We start from the raw sequence: 18,464 nt of genomic DNA, 5'->3' as shown, positions 1-18,464 counted from the left end.
CCGGGTCGGCCTATCCTGGGCGGGTGAGCCCCCGTACGGCCGCGTTCTTCGACCTGGACAAGACGATCATCGCCCGGTCCAGCACCCTGGCCTTCAGCAAGCCCTTCTTCGAGGGCGGGCTGCTCACGCGCCGTGCGGTCCTGCGCAGCGCGTACGCGAACTTCCTGTTCGGGCTCAACGGCGCCGACCACGACCAGCTCGAGCGGATGCGCACCTACCTCACGGCCATGGTCGCCGGGTGGGACGTGGAGATCGTGCGCGAGTCCGTGCGCCGCACGCTGCGCGACGTCATCGACCCCATCGTCTACGCCGAGGCCGTCGACCTGATCGAGCACCACCGGCGTGCCGGTCGCGACGTCGTGATCGTCTCCGCGTCGGGGTCGGAGGTCGTGGAGCCCGTCGGCGAGCTGCTGGGCGTGTCCGACGTCATCGCCACGCGTCTCGTCGAGCACGCCGGCCGCTACACCGGCGAGGTCGAGTTCTACGCCTACGGACCGCACAAGGCCACCGCGATGAAGCGGCTGGCCGAGGAACGTGGGTACGACCTCGACGCGTGCTTCGCCTACTCCGACTCCGAGACCGACGTGCCCATGCTCGAGGCGGTGGGTCACCCGTTCTGCGTCAACCCCGACAAGACCCTGCGCAGGATCGCCTCCGAACGGGACTGGCCGGTGCTGGCCTTCGCCCGGCCGGTCGCGCTGCGCAGCAGGCTCGGCCTGCACAGCACCACGGGTCGCGCCGCCTGGACCCTCGGGGCCGTCGCAGCGGCGGGTGGCGTCGCCCTGCTCGCCCGTCGGCGGTCCCGGCGCGCGTCACCGTCGCTGCTGCAGCGGGTCCTCCTTCACACCTGAACCGATCCGCCCTGAGCCGACCAGACCTGAGCCGATCCGCCCTGGCCCCGTCCGCGCACGTGCGCTTGTGAACGGCGGCACGCAAGGTTACGGCCCCGTAGGGCTACCGCGCGTCCTGGCAGCGGCGTACAACTGAGGGCAGGACAACTCCACAGACGGCCCGGCACCTCAGTACCCACGCGGCGATCTCCCGTCCCACTGGGCAGTCGCTCCCGGGACATCCGCGATGAGCGGCCCCGAGGCGACGATGACGAAGTGCACGCCTGGTAGCTGCAGCGCGGCCGGACCCATGGACGGCGTCACCCGAGCGGTGGCGCCGTCCTTCTCCGTGGATCGGCGACCAGCGCGGCCGGTCCGGTGCCCTCCGGCACCGTGCTCTCGCTCCCGGGCTCGTCGGAGGATTCGCCGTCCTCGTCCCGGTCGCCCAGGCACAGGAGGAAGGGCAGCGCCAGGACGGCCCAGACGTAGCGATCCCACAGGATCGTCGTGAGGGACCCGATGAGCGCGTAGCCGAGCACCGGCAGCACGAGCAGGTTCCACGGGCGGGGCAGGGTGATCGCCCGCAGGGCCACCGACCCGAGCAGCACGAGGTAGACGGCCAGACCGATGATCCCGACCGCTGCCGCCACCTGAAGGTAGATGTTGTGCGCCGCCATGACGTCGCCCAGCCCCACGCCGAGCAGCGGGTGCGACGTGAAGGCGTCGAGCGCGATCCTGGCGAGGTTCTCTCGGTCGAGGTCGGACCCCGCTGCCGTGCCGCCGCCGAGCAGACGACCGAGCACGTTGTTCTGCGACGCCCCGTTGCCGGTCACCGCCTGGCCCACCACGTAGATCGCGGGGATCGCCAGCCCGAAGAGCACCAGGGCGATCTCGACGCGCCGCTCGATGACGACGAAGAGGACGGCGACGGCCACCGCGGCCATCAGTGCGGCGCGGCTGCCGCTGATCCAGACGCCCCACGCGCAGGCCCCGCCCATGAGGACGACGGCCCACGACCAGCGGCGCGGGAGGACCCGCAGCAGGAACGGGAGCAGCGCGAGGGCGAGCATCGCGCACAGCCCCATGATGTTCGGATGGGTCGAGTAGCCGATCCGGCGACCGTCCCAGGAGGCCCCGCCGACGGTGTAGGCGGCCACGAGGTTGCCGATGTTGCCGAGCACGTAGGCGAGCGCGAAGCCGACGACGACCCGCCTCGAGGGCCGCCAGACCATGAAGGCCAGCGGGAGCAGCAGCGCACCGACCACGAGTCGGAGCAGGCTGTTGAGGCTCGCGCCGGGGTCCTCGGCACCGGCCGAGGAGACGAGGCCGACGACCACCAGGGCGGCGGCCGCCCCGAGGAACAGCCACTCCCCCGGCAGCCGACGGCCCAGCAGCACGAGCACCAGGAGCAGGAGGCCGGCGAGCAGGACCAGGTCGGACAGCGCGGCGAACGCGATCGCGCCGACGGGCCGGAAGTTGTCGAGCGGGGACAGCGCGATGCCAACGGCCAGGACGACGATCGCCGTGCGCTCGAGCCCGACGACGGCAAGCATCAGCAGGGTGCCGGCGACCGCGAGGGCCAGCCCGGCGCCGACGGCGCCGTTCACCGAGATCGGGATGAGCACGGCCAGCAGGGCACCGACGGCACCGACCGGGAGGAGCCAGGCCGCGACGGCACGGCGTCGAGGCGTGGAGAGCCGATCGGTGTCCGGAGTGGGGAGGACCAGCCTCGAGACGGCCATGTCGACCCTGCTCAGCGCTTCACGCGGCGGCCGATGCGGCGGCCCCCGGGCTCCGGGTCCGGCGGGGCGGCGGGAGCAGCGGTCGGCGTGGAGTCGGTGTCGACGGTCGGGGCGTACCCGTAGCCGTAGCCGTGCCCGTAGCCGTACCCGTAGCCGTCGGCGTCACCGACCCGACGCGGGGTGCGGTTCAAGATGGTGCCGAAGAGGCGCCCGCCGACGGTCTCGATGCGGCTGACGGCGAGCCGCAGCTGCTCGCGGGTGGTGGAGCCGTGCCGCACCAGGAGGAGGGCGCCGTCGACCTCGGTGAGCAGGATCGAGGCGTCCGCGACGGGGAGCATCGGCGGGGCGTCGATGATGACCGCGTCGTAGTCCTTGCGCACCCGCGCGATGAGGTCGCGCATGGCCTGGGTGTCCAGCACCTCGGCCGGGTTGGGCGGGGTGGGACCGGTGCCCAGGAAGGAGATGCCGCTCGAGTGCGGCTGGGTCGCCTCGTCGATGCTCGTGCGTCCGACGAGGACCGTGACCACGCCCACGGAGTTCTCGAGACCGAGCAGCTCCGCGACGTTGGGGTTGCGCATGTCGGCGTCGATGAGCAGGACCGAACGACCCGACTGCGCCATCGTGAGCGCGAGGTTGGTCGCCACGAGGGTCTTGCCCTCGTCGGGCAGGGCGCTGGAGACGAGGATCGCCTGACGCTGGGAGTCCAGGTCGGCGAACTGCAGGTTGGTGCGCAGCACGCGGAACGCCTCGGCGAGGCTGCCGCCGGCCTCGGTCGCGAGCGGGGTCTTCTTGACCTGCGGGTCGTACGGCAGCGTGACGAGGACGGAGTGGCCGCTGATCTTCTCCGCGTCCTGGCGCGACTTCACCGTGCGGTCGAGCAGGTCGCGCAGGAGCGCACCGACGATCGCCACGAAGAGGCTCAGCAGCAGGCCGATGCCGATGTTCAGCGGGAGGTTGGGCGAGACGGGGGTGTCGCTGATGCTGGGCTCGGCGGCGATCCGGGCCGCGATGGCCGGCTCCTCGTCCTTCACGGCGGGCCGCTCGAGCTGCTCGACGAGCGCCACGACCTCCTCGGCCTCGGCCTTCGCGATCTGCTGGGCCAGCTCGGGGGTGTCGGCGGTGACGTCGAGCTCGATGGTCTGGGTGCCGGTGATGACCGAGGCCGAGACCTGGCCCTCGAGGTCCTCGTAGCTCGCGTCGAGGTCGAGCTTGTCGACCACGCGCTGGAGCACGGACGGGTCGGTGGCCAGCTCGGCGTAGGACGCGACGCGCTGCGTGACGATGAACGACGCGGCGTACTCGGCCGAGCCGCCGGAGGGGGTCGAGACGAACAGCTTGACGCTGGAGCCGTACTGCGGCGTCATCAGGAGGACCACCGCCGCGGTGAGCGCGGCGCCCACGAGGAAGGTGACGGTGCTGAACACCCATCGCATGCGCAGGGCGCCCAAGAACTGCCGTAGCTCCACGGCTTTCCCTCCTCCTCCCGCCGAGCCCGGCGGGTGTGCTGAGTGTAAGCGATCTGCCCCGGTCGGACGTCCCGCTCGCTCCACTTCGGTGAACGATCAGGAGCCCCACCTGTCACGCCCGGATCGGTCCGGAGATCGCGGCCGACGCGTAACGTCTCGGCGGTCGGTCGTTGTTACGGGTACGACGGCGAGGTCGCGGCGAGCAGCCCGACCCAGACTTCCCACGGAGGCAAGGCGATGACGGTACTGGTGACGGGAGCGGGCGGCTTCATCGGCGGCCACCTGGTGGCGGACCTGCTGGCGCAGGGACGCGAGGTGCGCGCGGTCGACAAGAAGCCGACGTCCGAGTGGTACCAGGTGCACGACGACGCCGAGAGCCTCGTGGCGGACTGCTCCGACATGGGCGACGCCCACAAGATGTCGGTCGGCACCCAGGCGATCTACAACCTGGCCGCCGACATGGGTGGCATGGGCTTCATCGAGAACAACAAGGCCGAGTGCATGCTCTCGGTGCTCACCAGCACGAACATGCTCGTCGCCGCGCGCGACGCCGGCACCGAGCAGTTCTTCTACAGCAGCTCGGCCTGCGTCTACAACGGGACGAAGCAGACCGACCCGAACGTGACCGCGCTCAAGGAGTCCGACGCGTACCCGGCCGAGCCCGAGGACGGCTACGGCTGGGAGAAGCTGTTCAGCGAGCGCATGGCCCGCCACTTCCGCGAGGACTACGGCCTGCAGACCCGGGTGGCCCGCTACCACAACGTCTACGGCCCCGACGGCACGTACGAGGGGGGCCGCGAGAAGGCGCCCGCCGCGCTCTCGCGCAAGATCGCCTGGGCCAAGCTGACCGGTGAGCACACCATCGACGTGTGGGGCGACGGCGAGCAGAGCCGCAGCTTCATGTACATCGACGACTGCGTGCGCGGCACCCAGGAGATCCTGGCCGGCGAGAACGTCGAGCCGGTCAACCTCGGCTCGTCCGAGCTCGTGACGATCAACCAGATGATCGGGATCCTCGAGGACATCGCCGGGATCACGGTCAGCAAGGAGCACGACCTCACCGCGCCGCAGGGCGTGCGCGGACGCAACAGCGACAACACGATGTTCCACGAGATCTACGGCTGGGAGCCCTCGATCTCGCTGCGCGACGGTCTGGAGAAGACCTACGCCTGGATCTACGACCAGCTCGCCCCGCGCGTCTGAGCCCTGCCGACGCCCGGTCGCCCGAGAGGTGACCGGGCGTCGTCGTGCGCCGGGCGCCCGCTCCGGTCAGAACTGGCCGGTGTCAGCGGCGCGCGACGGCCAACGGCGAGGCCTCGGCCGCCCGGGCCTGGGCCTGGGAGGCGTACTGGAGCCACTGCTGGATGCCGGTGGCGTCGCCCCGGGCGTAGGCCGTGAGGGCCGCCCCGTACCCGGCGGGCTCGGCGGCGTGGCCCGCCTCCGGGACCACGACCGAGGCCGGGTCGACGCCCTTGACGACGAGCACGAGCCGCTCGGCGGCACGGGCCACCATCCCGCCGTGCGCCGCGAAGGCGCCCGACGTCGCGACCTCGGCGTGGACGAGGGCCGCCACCACCAGACCGGGCGCCTCCGTGGGCAGGGCGACGACCCGGGCCAGCTCGCCGAGCCGGGCGGCGCCGGCGGCGTCCGCGGGCCGACCCAGCGCGTCGTCGGGCACGCTCCCGGCCGCGGCGAGGGCGTGCAGGCGCGCGAACGCCTGCAGCGGCGAGCGGCTCCACACCGGCACGAGCCCCAGCAGCTCCGTGCCGAGCCGGACCGCGGCACGCGCGACGGCGTCGCCACCGCCTGCCGCGAGCAGCTCGACCGCAGGGTCGTGGTCGTCGACGACGGCGGGGAGGTCGCTGCCCTCGAGCCGGGCGGTCGCCACCGCCCCCAGCAGGAGGGACCGGGCGGTGTCCTCCGGGGTGCTCCGGCGCAGGCCACGGTCGCGCAGGAGCGCGTCGATGCCGTCGCGCGTGGCCGCGAAGGCCGACGGCACGCCCTCCAGGCTGGCTGCGGGCAGGAACGGGTCGGAGGGAGCTGACACGCCCGAAGCGTACCGAGCGGGCACGGTGCGACCGGTAGCCTGCGGGGGTGAGCGAGCTGTTCGACCGTGCCGCCCGTCGGTCCGCGCCCGGGTCCGACGAGTCCGCCGCGCGCGTGACCAAGTGGCTCGTCGGCGACCGTCTGGCCTGCGTCCTGCTCGTCGGCGACTCGCCCCTGGCCTACCGGCTCAGCGCACAGGGCCACGAGGTGGTCGTCGTGGGACCCGACGTGCGCTCCGTCCGCTCCCCCGACGTCCTCTACGTCCGCTCCACGGTGGAGCACCTGCCCTTCCAGGCCGGCTCCTTCGACGCCGTCGTGGCCCCACGCCTGGCCACCGAGGCGACGCTCCTGGCCGAGCACGCCCGGGTGCTGCGCCCCGGCGGGGTGGTCTCGAGCCTCGCCCGGTCCCACGACGAGTCCATCCCGTGGGTGCGGCGGCTGCGCGACCTCGTCGGACGTCGCGAGGGCGCCGACACCCGGCACGACGTGGCCCTGGCCGACACCGGCCTCTTCGAGCCGGCCGAGACCCTCGACGTCGCCTCGTGGGAGGAGCTCGACCTCTCCGGACTGCTGCAGTACGCCCGGGAGACGGGCGCCCAGCCCGTCGACGACGCCGCCCTCGCGCGGGTGCGGGTCCTCTTCGAGGAGAACACCGCCCACACCGGCGGCCTGCGGCTGCGGCACCTCACGACCGCCTGGCGGGCCCGGGTGGACAAGGAGGCCGGGCCGGCACCCGAGGGTCCGCCCGACGTCTCGCTGATCGACCTCGCCTGAGGATCCCGCACCACCGCGTCGCGGGGTGACGGTCAGCCTCCGGGACGGACCCCGTGGCGCTCGGCCAGGAGCCGGTCGACGACCGCCAGCACCCGGGAGGGGTCGACGGCGATGTCGGCGAGGATCGCGTTCATGGCCGACCCGTCGCCGTGGCGCGTGACGTCTCCGTCGACGAGGTACTCGTAGTGCGCCTCGGGGATCCCGCACGAGATCGACCAGTAGCACTGGTTCACGTAGGCGGCGGTGAACAGCTCCAGCACGGTGACGCCGGCCGGCGCGAAGAGCAGGTTGGTGAGCGCGGCCCCGTGCGGACCCACCACCATCTCGGCTGCGGAGAAGGTGTCGATCTGCTCCTGGGGCGACAACGACCCCGGCTCCACGACCTCGAAGCCTCGGGCCAGCAGGCCCTCGCGGAGCTCGTCCTCGCGGACCACGCGGCGCGTGTTCGGCACGGCACCCCGGGTGACGTAGAGGCGTCGCGGTGTCGGGTCGGCGTCCACGGACGGCCTCAGGTGCTCGCGGACCCAGGAGACCACCGGTTCCGGGGCCACCTCGAGCACGTTCGGGACGGACGGCGCGAACACCCGCTCCGCCCGGACGGACACCGCCGGGTCGTCGGGCACCGTCGGCAGGTGGCCGTAGCCGGCGATCTCGAGCAGCGTGCGCTGCCAGGCACGTTCCTGGGGGACGAGCAGCGTGACCTCGGGGTCGGCCCCCGGCACGCGCTCGAGGTAGTCGCCGATGCGCGGCAGCACGTCGGTCAGGAAGTGGTAGTAGTTGGCGCTGCCCCGGGTCGCCAGGACGAGCACGTCACCCGGCACGCGGGTGACCGGCGGGAGCCGACCGCGCAGGAACAACGGGTGCTCGCGCCAGGTCGAGGTGCCGAAGTAGGGGCTGGTCTCGACGTCGAGCAGGCCGCTGCGGCTGACGACGGCGCCGGTGCCGCCCACCACGGTGCCGTCGGACACCTCCAGGCAGAACGTCGCCGGCGCGACGGTGCGGTCGGCGCGGGAGAAGACCCAGTGCGCCGACGGCTCGCCGGGGGGCGGGGTGCGACCGAGCGGGGTCGGCGGGCGCCAGCCGTGCACGAGCACACCGTCCTCGGGACGGGCTGCCCATTCGCCCACCGTCGCCACCGCCCCGCGCGGCACCGCGCGAGCACCGGCGAGCGGGCGCAGGGCGCGCCCGACCACCCCCACGAGGAGCGTGAGGAGCCGGTGGACGCGCTTCGCGACGGGCCAGAACGGCTGCAGGCGCGAGGGAAGCTTGCTCACCCGGAGGTCAGCGCGGCGCCGGGCCGGGCTCGCCGCTGCGGCTCAGCCAGGCCAGCCCCAGGCCGTCGGCGTAGGGCTTGCGCTCGGCGAGGGCGAGCCCTGCCGACGCGAAGAACGTCTCCAGCTCCTCCCACGAGTGACCGGGCAGGTCGTGGTACTCGAGCACGACGCGCTGGACGCCGCTCCAGTCGGCGGGGTCGGAGCCGAGGACCATGTCGTACTCGCCGCCCTCCGTGTCGATCTTGACGACGTCGGCCGAGCGTCCGCTCACGTGCAGGGCCTCGCGCATCGAGACCGCCGGGACGGTCACCCGCGCGACGTCGGCCTCGTCCAGGTGCAGCACGCCGTTGTGGCCGCTCGCGGCGCCGTAGTCGGCGATCTCGAGCTCACCGGCCTCGGCCCGCACGGCCAGGTTGTTGCCGTGGACGCGCGTGCCCATGTCGTTCAGCGCGATGTTGCGCGTGAGGAACCCGGAGGTCGTCGGCGACGCCTCGTACGCGTCGACCCGCGCCCCGGGCAGACGGTGGGCCGCCGCCACGGAGAAGCAGCCGACGTGGGCGCCGATGTCGAGGACGACCGCGTCGGCCCGCAGGCCGGCGGTGAGCCAGTCGAGCCGGTACTCGTCCTCGACGAGGATCTCGTAGACCGGCACGCGCGCGCCGCCCTCGTTCGGGATCACCAGCGCGGGGCCGTCCTTGGTGCGGTACTCGAGCTCCGCCGGGCCCCCGGTCACGGACCGGCGGGCGATCGCGCCCAGCACGCCGACACCGTTGGAGAAGCCCCCGACCGTCTGCCGGACTCGTCGGGCCACCAGACCTGCTGATCTCGCCATCGTCACACCTCGTGGGAAAGTTGCGGCTCGGGGCCGCGCGGCAGCGGCGACGCGACGTCCGCGCACCACTGAGCACTGTAGTGCGGCGAGACCGCTCCGGGGGCCGTCTCGCGCGGACTCGTCGGACTCATCGGCGTCCGTCCGGCCGGAGGTAGTGGGCCGACTCCTCGACCCCCGACGCGAGCCGCTCCAGCTCCACCTCGACCATGCCCGTGACGAGCTGCTCGAAGTCGACCGTCGGACGCCAGCCGAGTGTCTCGCGGGCGTGGGACGGGTCGCCGACCAGCCGGGCCGCCTGGATCGCGCTCCACAGGGTGGGCTCGAGGTCGACGTGGTCGAGCGCGTCGTCCCGCCCCACCGCCGCGAACGCGACCGTCAGCATGTCGCGCAGCGTGTGCCCGTGCCCCGTGGCGAGGATGTAGTCGCCCGGTGCGTCGTGGTCGAGCGCGGCCACCAGACCGGCGGCGACGTCGGCCGCGGAGAGCCAGTCGCGCTCGACGTCGAGCGCACCGAGGGTCATGCGCGACGGCAGACCGCGGGACACCTCGGCGGCGAGCCGCGCGACCTTGCCCGCGATGAACTGGCGGCCACGGAACGGGCTCTCGTGGTTGAACATGATCATCCCGCAGCCGAACACCTCGTGCCGGTCGCGATAGGCGTTGACGGCGTAGTGGGCGGCGCTCTTGGACACCGCGTACGGGGTCCGTGGGTCGTGCGCCACCGCCTCCGTCAGGGGGCCCGTGGTCGCCGGTCCGTACATCTCGGCGCTCGAGGCCTGCAGGAAGCGGGGCATGGAGCCGGTGCGCTCCCCGAGCCGCACGATCGCCTCGAGCATGTCGACGACCGCCACGCTGTTGGTGAGCATGACCTCCGTGGCCGCCTGCCAGCTCGCCTGGACGGCGCTGAAGCCCGCCAGGTTGTACACCGAGTCCGGGCGGTGGGCCTCGAGCAGCCGCTCGAAGCCCTCGACGTCGCGCTGGTCGTGCTCGACCAGGGTCACGCCGTCGAGGTACGGGCGCATGCGCTCGACGCTGCGGGTGCCCGGCCGGATCGTGCCGACGACCGTCCAGCCACGGCTGAGCAGAAGGCGGGAGACGTACATGCCGTCCTGGCCGGCCACGCCGGTCACCAGCGCGACGCGACCCTGCGGTCGGGATCCGGCGGTCGCGGACTCCGTCCCCGTCCCCGGAGGGGGGACGGGAGCAGTCTCAGGCACGGCGGATCCACAGCGACGACGGCGGGTTCGGGTCGTCGGCGAGCGGGACGTAGTCGTCGAGCAGCGAGGTCAGGACCGACTCGTCCGCGTGCCTGACCAGCGGGGTCGAGAGCGTGACCTCGAACGCCGAGTTGAAGGCGAGGAACGTCTGCACGACCATGGCCTCGTTCCAGTACACGGGCCAGCGCTCGCCGAACAACCAGGTGTCGGCCGGGAAGGGCGTGTTGTACGGGAAGTGCACGTCGTGGATGTGCACGTGCACGCCGGGAGCCAGGCGCGGGAGCACCTCGAGGAAGAGGTACGCCACGTCGCTGTCGATCTTGAGAGCGTGCGAGGAGTCGATGAACAGCACGTCGCCGTCGTCGAGGTTCTCGAAGGTCGTGAGCGGCACGTCCTGCACGAAGCCCTCGACCAGCTCGAAGTCGGGGAGGGTGCGCAGGGCGTCGAACGGGTACGGCTCGATGCAGGTGAGGCTGAGCGGCGAGCCCTCGGCGGCGTTCTGCGCCGCGGCGAGGGAGGCGTAGTAGGTCGACAGCCCCGACCCCACCTCGAGGTAGCGGCGCGGCTTGTGCTCGCGCAGCTGGTAGTAGAGCGTCCGCGCGTCGAGCTGCGGGTACCCGGGTCCGAACCCGCGCCGCGTGTTCTCGAGGTAGTCGCCGGTCACCGCGACGAACTCCTCCTCCCACCGCTCGGCCAGCGCGCGGAGCCGGTCGGTGAGCGCCGGCACGTCCAGGTCGAGCCCGGCCAGGGCGCTCGGCCGGTCCCAGCGCTCGCGGGTGCGCTCGATGTCCTCCAGCACGGGCAGGGTGGAGTAGTAGTCGGACCGCTTGACCACGTTGAGGCCCGCGGCGCCCATGGCCTTGCGCACCGTCCGGACACGACCCTTCCTGGCGTTGAAGACCAAGGTGTCGAGACGCTCGACGACGGTCGCGGGGAGGACGCGTGCCGCGCGCTCCTTGGGCGACCGGCGCACGGGCTCGGAGGGCGTGGAGGACATGTTCCGCCTTCTGGGTCCGCCCCTCCTGCTCGGCAGGGCGACGTCGGTGCCTCGGGCCGTGCCAGTCACGGCAGGACGAGATCGGGATCCCGTGCAACGTACCGAATCGGGAGCGCTCCGGGGCGCCGAAACGCGAAAACGCACGACGTCTGCGTCACGGGTGTCGCAGCGTCACGGCCTCGGTGCACGACCCGGGCCGAACCGGCGCCTCCGGCGAGCGTGTCAGGCTAGGGTTCCCCCGTGGATCCTCGCCCGTCGACCCCTGCCCGCACCGCGGCGCGCGCCCGCTGAGCCCGTGCGGGTCGCGATCCTCGCCACCGGCTGGGCCGGCTTCAACGACGCCGCCTGCCGCGAGCTCGCGGCGCGTGGCGTGGAGCTGCTGATCGCGACGGAGGAGCAGACCGCCAACACGGAGTACGCGTCGCACCGCCACGACGAGTACGCGACGCTCCACACCTGGCGCGACGACCCCGCGCCGGGTGAGGTCCGCGACGCCGTCCGCGCCTTCGCCCCGGACGCGGTGCTGATGCACTCGTGGCACTACGCACCCTTCCGGGAGGCCGTCAAGGCGCTGCCGCCCGGCACCCTGCGGGTGCTCTGGATGGACAACATCTGGCGCAACGTCCCGAAGCAGTGGCTCGGTCGCGCCGTCGCACCGTGGTGGGTGCGCTCGCTCTTCGACGCCGTGATGGTGCCGAGCGACCGCACCGAGTACTTCGCCCGCCGGCTCGGCTTCGGCGAGGCCGACGTCATCCGCGGCTCGCTGAGCGCCGACACCACGGTGTTCGGGTCGGGCCCGCGCGACGGAGCCGAGATCGCCGACCGACGACGCTTCCTCGCCGCGCTCCGGCTGGTCCACCACAAGGGTGCGGACGTCCTGGCCGAGGCGTACCGCGCCTACCGCTCGCGCGTCGACGAGCCGTGGGCCCTCGACGTCGCCGGCATCGGTCCGATGGCCGACTGCTTCGACGGGATCCCCGGCGTCGGGATGCTCGGCTTCCAGCAGCCGACCGACGTCGCCCGCCTCATGCAGGAGTCGTCCTGCCTGGTCGTCCCCTCCCGCGTGGAGCCGTACGGCGTCACCCTGCACGAGGGTGCGCTCAGCGGGCTGCCGATCGTGTCGACGTACTTCGTCGGTGCCGCGCCGTTCTTCGTCCAGGACGGCCTCAACGGGTGGACCGTCCCGGGCGACGACGCGGACGCGCTCGCCGAGGCGATGGCGCGGATCACGGCGGCCGGGCCCGACCGCCTGGCGGGCATGTCCGACGTGAGTCGGGCGCTCGGGGCCCGGACGAGCTCGGCGGGCTGGGCCCAGCACCTGCACGAGCAGCTCAGCTGGCGGACGGCCGCCCTGCGCTCGACGGACCGCTGAGCCGCGCGAGCAACGACGCCAGGGCGTCGCGGCCGGACGCCTGGCGTCGCTCGAAGCGCTCGACGACCTGCTCGGGGTCCTCGACGGCGGCATCGACGACGAGCGCGGTGGCACGGTCGGCGAAGTCGTCGTCCAGGCCGATCGCCTGGCCCGCACCGACCATGCCCCGCAGGCACCCGGTCGCGTGCACGATCGACGGCACGCCGTGGCGCGAGGCGTCCAGGACGACGAGCGGCTCGGCCTCGGTGGGGTACGTGCTCGGCAGCAGGAACAGGTCGATCCCGCGGTAGAACCCGTCGACCTCGGCGGGGTCGAGCGGCCCCAGCCACTCCAGGTGGCCTGCGAGGTCCTCGACCGCGTCGAGCACGAGCCGCTCGACCTCCTCGCCCACGCAGGGTCCGGCGAGGACGAGCCGCGCCGCCACCCCGGCGTCCAGCAGCCGGCGCAGGGTCTCGATCGACGTCGCCACCCCCTTCTCGAGGGTGAGGTTGCTGAGCATGCCGAGCACGAGCGTCTCCTCGGCACCCGAGGACGCGGGCCGAGGCTCCGACGGCCCGAGCAGGCCCGCGTTCGAGCAGACCGTGACCGTCCGGGCGGACGGGTAGAGCTCCTGCAGCCTCGCGCCCATCTCCGGGCACAGGACCACGTGCTCCAGGCGGGGACCTCCGACGCGGGTCAGCAGGGCCATCACGCGGGCCCGCTCGTGCAGGTAGCTGAACGTGTGGTGGTGGAAGACCGCGCGATGGCGAAGGAGCCGCGCGAGGCCCACCACCGCCAGCTGGAACCAGAGCAGCTCTCCGGCCGCCCCGGCGACGTAGACCCGCTGCCTCGCGCCGGTCGGGGCGAGCAGGCCGACCGCCCCCGTGAGCATCGCGCGCAGCCGCTGCGGCAGCGTGCGCGGCGCGGCCCCGGTGTCGTGCACGACGACGCGGGCGTCGTCGACCTCGCGCAGCCGCTCCAGCACGTGCCGCGTCACCATGGCGACCCCGTGCGGCGGCGGTGGGAGCGGCCCGAGGACGCGCACCACGACGGACGACCCCGTCACGCGTCGAGCCCTGCGTCGACGTCCGTCACCTGCGCCATCGTCGTCCCTTCGTCGGCCTCCGCAGGAGTCTAGGGACCGCGGCGCCCGGATGCGGCCGGATCGGGCCGGGCCGACCGGGGCGTCCCGCCTAGACTCCTCGGGTGGAGTTCCTCAACCGGCTGCAGCCCGCCCACGACCTGACCTACAGCGACGTGTTCATGGTCCCGCGACGCTCCGACGTCACCTCTCGGTTCGACGCGGACCTGTCGACCCAGGACGGCACGGGCACGACGATCCCGCTGGTCGTCGCGAACATGACGGCGATCTCGGGCCGACGCATGGCGGAGACGATCGCCCGTCGCGGCGGCATCGCGATCATCCCGCAGGACATCCCCCTCGACGTGGTCGCCGCGACCGTCCGCCAGGTCAAGGCCGCGCACACCCTGTACGACACCCCGGTCACCGTCCCGCCGAGCATGACGGTCGGCGAGGCGCTCAGCCTGCTGCCCAAGCGCGCGCACGGGGCCCTCCTCGTCGTCGAGGACGGCCGTCCGCTGGGCGTGGTCACCGAGCGCGACGGGCTCGAGGTGGACCGCTTCACCCAGGTCCACGAGGTCATGTCGACCGACGTGCGCACCGTCGCGGCCGGTCTGGACCCCCGGGACTACTTCGACGCCCTGGCGGGAAGCCACCTGGCGGTCGCGCCGGTCGTCGACGACGGTCGTCTCGTCGGCGTCGTCACCCGCACCGGCGCGCTGCGCTCCACCATCTACACCCCCGCCACCGACCCGGACGGTCGCCTCGTGGTCGGCGCCGCGGTCGGCATCAACGGCGACGTGCGGGCCAAGGCCCTGGCGCTGCTCGAGGCCGGTGTCGACGTGCTCGTCGTCGACACCGCGCACGGGCACCAGCACAAGATGCTCGACGCCCTGCCGCTCGTCCGCGACGCCCGCGACGAGGTCGCCGCGCGGACCGGCCGGCGCATCCCGGTGGCGGCCGGCAACGTGGTCTCGGCCGACGGCGTCCGCGACCTGGTCGCGGCCGGTGCCGACATCGTGAAGGTGGGCGTCGGGCCGGGCGCCATGTGCACCACGCGCATGATGACCGGTGTCGGGCGCCCCCAGTTCTCGGCAGTGCTCGAGTGCGCGGCCGCCGCGCGCGAGCTCGGCGCCCACGTGTGGGCCGACGGCGGGGTCCGCTACCCGCGTGACGTCGCGCTCGCGCTCGCCGCCGGTGCGGCCAACGTGATGATCGGGTCGTGGTTCGCCGGGACCCTCGAGAGCCCCGGCGACCTCAAGGTCGATGCCGACGGACGGGCCTACAAGGAGTCGTTCGGCATGGCCAGCTCGCGTGCGGTGGCCAACCGCACCCGCGACGCCGCCGGCTTCGAGCGCGCGCGGATGGCCCTCTTCGAGGAGGGCATCAGCTCCTCGCGCATGTACCTCGACCCGGAGCGGCCGGGCGTCGAGGACCTGGTGGACGCCATCACCGCAGGGGTCCGTTCGAGCTTCACCTACGCCGGCGCTCGCTCGCTGCCGGAGTTCGCGGAGCATGCCGTGGTCGGTCTCCAGAGTGCTGCGGGCTACGACGAGGGACGCCCGCTGCACCGGTCCTGGTGATCGGCCGGCGGCGATCTACGGAGCGAGGTGGGGCTGCCCCTCGGCCCACTGCGTGATGCTCGCCGCGATGCGCTCCCCCACGGCCCGGTGCATGGCCGGGGAGTAGTGGAAGCCGTCGGGGATCGCGGTGGCGAGGTCGCCGCCCGCGACGGAGTCGACGAGGTCGGCGACACGGACGAAGCGGACCTCGTCGTCGTCGATCCGGCGCACCAGCCCCTCCAGGGCGTCGTTCATCCGCGCGATGCGCGCAGGCATGCCGGGGAACCAGCCGGCCTTCTTCTCGTGCGGCGGCAGCAGCTCGACGAGGTGCACGAGCGGGTGGCCGACCGTGCGCACGTGCCGGATGTAGGTCTCGAGGTCGGCGACGACCTTCTCGTGGCGCCGGGTGCGCAGCCGGCTCCCCCACCGCGCGTCGACGGCGGCCTGTGCCCGCGCGAGCAGCATCCAGGCCGGTCGCACGAGCCGGTCGCGGTAGACGAGGCGCAGGCGGCGCGGCCGACCACGCAGGCTGTTGGCATGACGCTCGAGCCACCGGGGCAGCAGCAGGTGGATGGTCTCGTAGTGGCCGTAGACGAGCACGATGGCGTCGGGCGAGAAGCCCAGGACCTCGCGCTCCCACGTCTGCAGGACGCCGTGGGTGGGCTCCGACGCGACGCTGTAGGTGTGGACGGTGCACGGCCGGCCGCTCGCGAGCAGTCGCTCCTCGATGACCCGCGGCAGGATGAAGTCGGTCCGGGGGCCGCCCATCCACGAGATCCAGTTGACGGTCGACGCACCCTTGACGAGCACGCGGACCGGCAGCGGCAGCGCCGGCGCGCCGTCCGCCCCGGACGGGTCCGGGGTGGTCACGCCGTCAGACCACCGTCGACGACGAGGACCTGCCCGGTGAGGTAGGTGTTCGCGGGGTCGGTGAGGAACCGGCACACGCGGGCGATGTCCTCGGGGTCGCCGAGGCGACCGGCCGGGGTCCGCCGCTCGATCTGGACCAGCTGGCCCTCGTCGAGCCCGTGGCTCATCTCGGTGCGCAGGTAGCCGGGGGCGATGCCGTTGACCACGATCCCCCGCGAGCCGAGCTCACGGGCGAGGGCACGGGTCATGCCGTCGAGCGCGGCCTTCGACGCGCTGTACACGGCGAGTCCCCGGTAGCCCGACAGGCCGACGATGGACGAGATGTTGACGATGTGGCCGCTGCGCCGCGCGAGCATGCGGCGGCTGACCAGGCGGGTCATGTAGACGGTGCCCTTGATGTTGAGGTCGACGACCGTGTCGACGTCGTCGTCGGAGAACAGTGCCAGGATCCCGTCGCGCGCCACCCCGGCGTTGTTGATCAGGACGTCGACCCGTCCCCACCGATCGACGACGGCCTTCACGAACGCCTCGGCGTCCTCCACGCGCGACAGGTCGGCCGGCTGGAAGAGGAAGCGGTCGGCCGTGGCCGGGTCGGACTCCCACGCGTCGACCTCGTCGGTGCGGCTGCGCGAGCACGTGGCCACCAGGTCGCCCTCGGCGAGGTAGGAGCGGACGATGCCGGCACCCAGGCCACGACTGCCGCCGGTGACGATGACGACGCGGCCGCCAGGCTGCTCGGTCTGCCCGGTCTGCTCGGTCTGCCCGGTCTGCTCGGTACTGGTCACTGCTGTCTCCTGACGATCTTCCCGCCGGCGGTCGCGACGTCGTCGACGAAGCGGATGCTGCGGGGGCGGGCTGCGGGTGGGAGGTCGGCGCAGGCGGCCTTGAGGCTCGCCTTGAGGGCGTCGTGGTCGTGTCCGGGTGCGGCCACGACCTCGAGCGCCACGACCGACCCCGTCATGGGGTTGGGGCGGGCGAACACCCGGGCGACGTCGACGCCGGGCACGGCCCCGACGCGCTCCTCGATCGGCAGCGGGTGGACCTTGACCCCGCCGACGTTGATCACCTCCGAGGACCGGCCGCGGAAGAGGATGCGGTCGTCGACGACCTCGACGAGGTCCCCGGTGGGGCGCCACGCGTCGGGGTCGACCGGCTCGTCGCCGTGGTACCCGAGCATGCCGGTGCGCGACCGGATCCACAGCTCGCCGTCGACGATCCGCAGGTCGACGTCGGCGTCGTCGCCGCGGTCGAGGACGTCGGTCGAGAGGCCCGGGCGGTCATCGCGCTGCGACCCGGTGGAGCCGAACTCGGAGGCGGCGTAGACCTGCGACACCGAGGCGGAGGGGAACGCCGCGTGCACGTCGCCGAGCAGCGGACCGGGGATCGCCTCCCCACCCATCGTGACCTGCTCGAGCGGCGGGAGACCGAGACCGTCGCCGCGCGCCTCGGCCAGCAGGAAGCGCCAGTAGGTGGGGGTGGCGCTGGCGTGGGTGACGCCGAGCGCGCGCATGGCGGCCAGGCCCTCGCGGGGGCGGCGCGGTGCGGGAGCCACGAGCGTGGCGCCGGCGGCGAGCACGTGCAGCAGGACCTGCAGCCCGGCGAACTGGTGCAGGCCGTAGGCCAGCAGCCAGCGCTGCTCGGGAGCGGGGCCGACCCGGCGGACCCCGCGCAGCAGCCGCTCCCAGTCGTGCCGCACGCCCCGCGGTGCCCCGGTGGTGCCGGTGGTGAGGACGAGGTGGGGGCGGGCGTCACCCTCCGCGACTGCCGCGACGGAGGGCCCGCGGGGGCCGTCGTCGAGCAGGTCGCGGACGTCGAGCACGGTGGCGGCGGCCCCGTCGAGGTCGTCGCGGTCGGTCACGAGCGCGTCGTGGTCGAGCCGACGTGCCAGGTCGGCGACCTCGTCCGGCTCCACCGGCGGGTAGAGACAGACCTCCGCCCCCACCAGCGAGGCGGCTGCGAGCAGCGGCACGACGTCGGCCGCCTCGAAGTCGACGACGCCGAGCCGGCGGCCGCCCTGCGCGTCGCCGGCGAGGTCGGTCAGTGCCGATGCCGCACGCTCGGCGGCCTCGAGGAGCTGCGCGTACGTCCACGAGCCGTCGTGGGTCACGACGGCCACCCGGTCGGGGTCGACGACGGCGACCCGGCGCAGCAGCTCGTGCACCACGGTCTAGGAGGCGCCGGCGACCGAGGCGTAGAACGCCTGGATGTCCGCGAGCGTCTGCGGCATGTCACCCGCGGAGTAGGGGTCGCTGCCGTGCTCGTCCTCGAGCGTGGCCGACAGCTCGGCGGTCTCGAGCGAGTCCAGGTCGGCGCCCCCGACGTAGAGCGGCGTCGTGGCGTCGAAGCCCTCGGGCAGCTTGTCGAGGCTCGTGAGGAACGCGACGACCGTGCGTTCGACGTCGGCGGGCGCGGTGCTCATGCTG

General features: G+C 73.2%; 17 protein-coding genes. 5 read left to right on the top strand and 12 right to left on the bottom strand.

Annotated elements, in window-relative coordinates:
* Positions 1 to 23: 23 nt before the first annotated feature.
* Complete coding sequence (locus RQG84_RS07900; protein ID WP_311209578.1) at positions 24 to 851, top strand: HAD family hydrolase; 828 nt, start codon at positions 24 to 26, stop codon at positions 849 to 851.
* A 299-nt stretch (positions 852 to 1,150) separates the two neighbouring features.
* Here RQG84_RS07900 and RQG84_RS07895 read toward each other — a convergent pair whose 3' ends face one another.
* Both RQG84_RS07895 and RQG84_RS07890 read right to left on the bottom strand, forming a co-directional pair.
* Entirely contained in the window at positions 1,151 to 2,572 is a 1,422-nt protein-coding gene (locus tag RQG84_RS07895) for an O-antigen ligase family protein (RefSeq protein ID WP_311209577.1), read from the bottom strand.
* 11 nt (positions 2,573 to 2,583) lie between these two features.
* Positions 2,584 to 4,038 carry a polysaccharide biosynthesis tyrosine autokinase gene (locus tag RQG84_RS07890; RefSeq protein ID WP_311209576.1) on the bottom strand — a complete coding sequence of 485 codons (1,455 nt, stop codon included), beginning with the start codon at positions 4,036 to 4,038 and terminating at the stop codon, positions 2,584 to 2,586.
* A gap of 237 nt (positions 4,039 to 4,275) precedes the next feature.
* Between RQG84_RS07890 and RQG84_RS07885 the strand changes: the two genes are divergently transcribed.
* Positions 4,276 to 5,241 (top strand): NAD-dependent epimerase/dehydratase family protein, encoded by a 966-nt coding sequence (locus RQG84_RS07885; RefSeq protein ID WP_056552797.1) that lies wholly within the window; start codon positions 4,276 to 4,278, stop codon positions 5,239 to 5,241.
* An 82-nt stretch (positions 5,242 to 5,323) separates the two neighbouring features.
* Here the strand turns inward: RQG84_RS07885 and RQG84_RS07880 are convergent, their stop codons facing one another.
* Positions 5,324 to 6,085, bottom strand: coding sequence for an oxidoreductase (locus tag RQG84_RS07880; RefSeq protein ID WP_311209575.1), 762 nt, complete (start codon positions 6,083 to 6,085; stop codon positions 5,324 to 5,326).
* 47 nt (positions 6,086 to 6,132) lie between these two features.
* Between RQG84_RS07880 and RQG84_RS07875 the strand changes: the two genes are divergently transcribed.
* Positions 6,133 to 6,858, top strand: coding sequence for a methyltransferase domain-containing protein (locus tag RQG84_RS07875; RefSeq protein ID WP_311209574.1), 726 nt, complete (start codon positions 6,133 to 6,135; stop codon positions 6,856 to 6,858).
* Positions 6,859 to 6,890: 32 nt separating this feature from the next.
* On the opposite strand, the gene RQG84_RS07870 is transcribed toward RQG84_RS07875, so the two are convergent.
* The 4 genes from RQG84_RS07870 to RQG84_RS07855 all read right to left on the bottom strand — a co-directional run bounded on the left by RQG84_RS07870 (position 6,891) and on the right by RQG84_RS07855 (position 11,177).
* Positions 6,891 to 8,132, bottom strand: coding sequence for a glycosyltransferase 61 family protein (locus RQG84_RS07870; protein ID WP_311209573.1), 1,242 nt, complete (start codon positions 8,130 to 8,132; stop codon positions 6,891 to 6,893).
* Positions 8,133 to 8,139: 7 nt separating this feature from the next.
* Positions 8,140 to 8,964, bottom strand: coding sequence for an FkbM family methyltransferase (locus tag RQG84_RS07865; protein ID WP_311209572.1), 825 nt, complete (start codon positions 8,962 to 8,964; stop codon positions 8,140 to 8,142).
* A gap of 127 nt (positions 8,965 to 9,091) precedes the next feature.
* Entirely contained in the window at positions 9,092 to 10,180 is a 1,089-nt protein-coding gene (locus RQG84_RS07860) for a GDP-mannose 4,6-dehydratase (protein ID WP_311209571.1), read from the bottom strand.
* Positions 10,173 to 11,177: a class I SAM-dependent methyltransferase gene (locus tag RQG84_RS07855; protein WP_056572949.1), complete on the bottom strand. Its 1,005-nt coding sequence runs from the start codon at positions 11,175 to 11,177 to the stop codon at positions 10,173 to 10,175. The genes RQG84_RS07860 and RQG84_RS07855 overlap by 8 nt, the downstream gene beginning before the upstream one ends.
* Positions 11,178 to 11,472: 295 nt before the next feature.
* Between RQG84_RS07855 and RQG84_RS07850 the strand changes: the two genes are divergently transcribed.
* Positions 11,473 to 12,549 carry a glycosyltransferase family 4 protein gene (locus RQG84_RS07850; RefSeq protein WP_311209570.1) on the top strand — a complete coding sequence of 359 codons (1,077 nt, stop codon included), beginning with the start codon at positions 11,473 to 11,475 and terminating at the stop codon, positions 12,547 to 12,549.
* Here the strand turns inward: RQG84_RS07850 and RQG84_RS07845 are convergent.
* Positions 12,509 to 13,594: a glycosyltransferase family 4 protein gene (locus tag RQG84_RS07845; protein WP_311209569.1), complete on the bottom strand. Its 1,086-nt coding sequence runs from the start codon at positions 13,592 to 13,594 to the stop codon at positions 12,509 to 12,511. The genes RQG84_RS07850 and RQG84_RS07845 overlap by 41 nt on opposite strands.
* Before the next feature lie 140 nt (positions 13,595 to 13,734).
* Between RQG84_RS07845 and RQG84_RS07840 the strand changes: the two genes are divergently transcribed.
* Positions 13,735 to 15,192 (top strand): GuaB1 family IMP dehydrogenase-related protein, encoded by a 1,458-nt coding sequence (locus tag RQG84_RS07840; RefSeq protein WP_311209568.1) that lies wholly within the window; start codon positions 13,735 to 13,737, stop codon positions 15,190 to 15,192.
* Positions 15,193 to 15,207: 15 nt separating this feature from the next.
* Here the strand turns inward: RQG84_RS07840 and RQG84_RS07835 are convergent, their stop codons facing one another.
* Genes RQG84_RS07835 through RQG84_RS07820 form a run of 4 tightly spaced genes read right to left on the bottom strand, consistent with a single transcriptional unit; the run spans position 15,208 to position 18,460 of the window.
* The gene (locus tag RQG84_RS07835; RefSeq protein ID WP_311209567.1) at positions 15,208 to 16,041 is read right to left on the bottom strand and encodes an SGNH/GDSL hydrolase family protein; all 834 of its coding nucleotides are present in this window, start codon (positions 16,039 to 16,041) and stop codon (positions 15,208 to 15,210) included.
* Positions 16,038 to 16,826: an SDR family oxidoreductase gene (locus RQG84_RS07830; RefSeq protein WP_311209566.1), complete on the bottom strand. Its 789-nt coding sequence runs from the start codon at positions 16,824 to 16,826 to the stop codon at positions 16,038 to 16,040. The genes RQG84_RS07835 and RQG84_RS07830 overlap by 4 nt, the downstream gene beginning before the upstream one ends.
* Positions 16,823 to 18,205, bottom strand: a complete 1,383-nt coding sequence (locus RQG84_RS07825) for a class I adenylate-forming enzyme family protein (protein WP_311209565.1) — start codon at positions 18,203 to 18,205, stop codon at positions 16,823 to 16,825. The genes RQG84_RS07830 and RQG84_RS07825 overlap by 4 nt, the downstream gene beginning before the upstream one ends.
* 3 nt (positions 18,206 to 18,208) lie before the next feature.
* Positions 18,209 to 18,460, bottom strand: coding sequence for a hypothetical protein (locus RQG84_RS07820; RefSeq protein ID WP_055969676.1), 252 nt, complete (start codon positions 18,458 to 18,460; stop codon positions 18,209 to 18,211).
* Positions 18,461 to 18,464 lie beyond the last annotated feature (4 nt).

Origin of the sequence: Aeromicrobium sp. WCS2018Hpa-31, from assembly GCF_031843905.1 — a bacterium.
Lineage (GTDB): Bacteria > Actinomycetota > Actinomycetes > Propionibacteriales > Nocardioidaceae > Aeromicrobium.
This window is presented reverse-complemented; position numbering and strand designations above follow the sequence as displayed.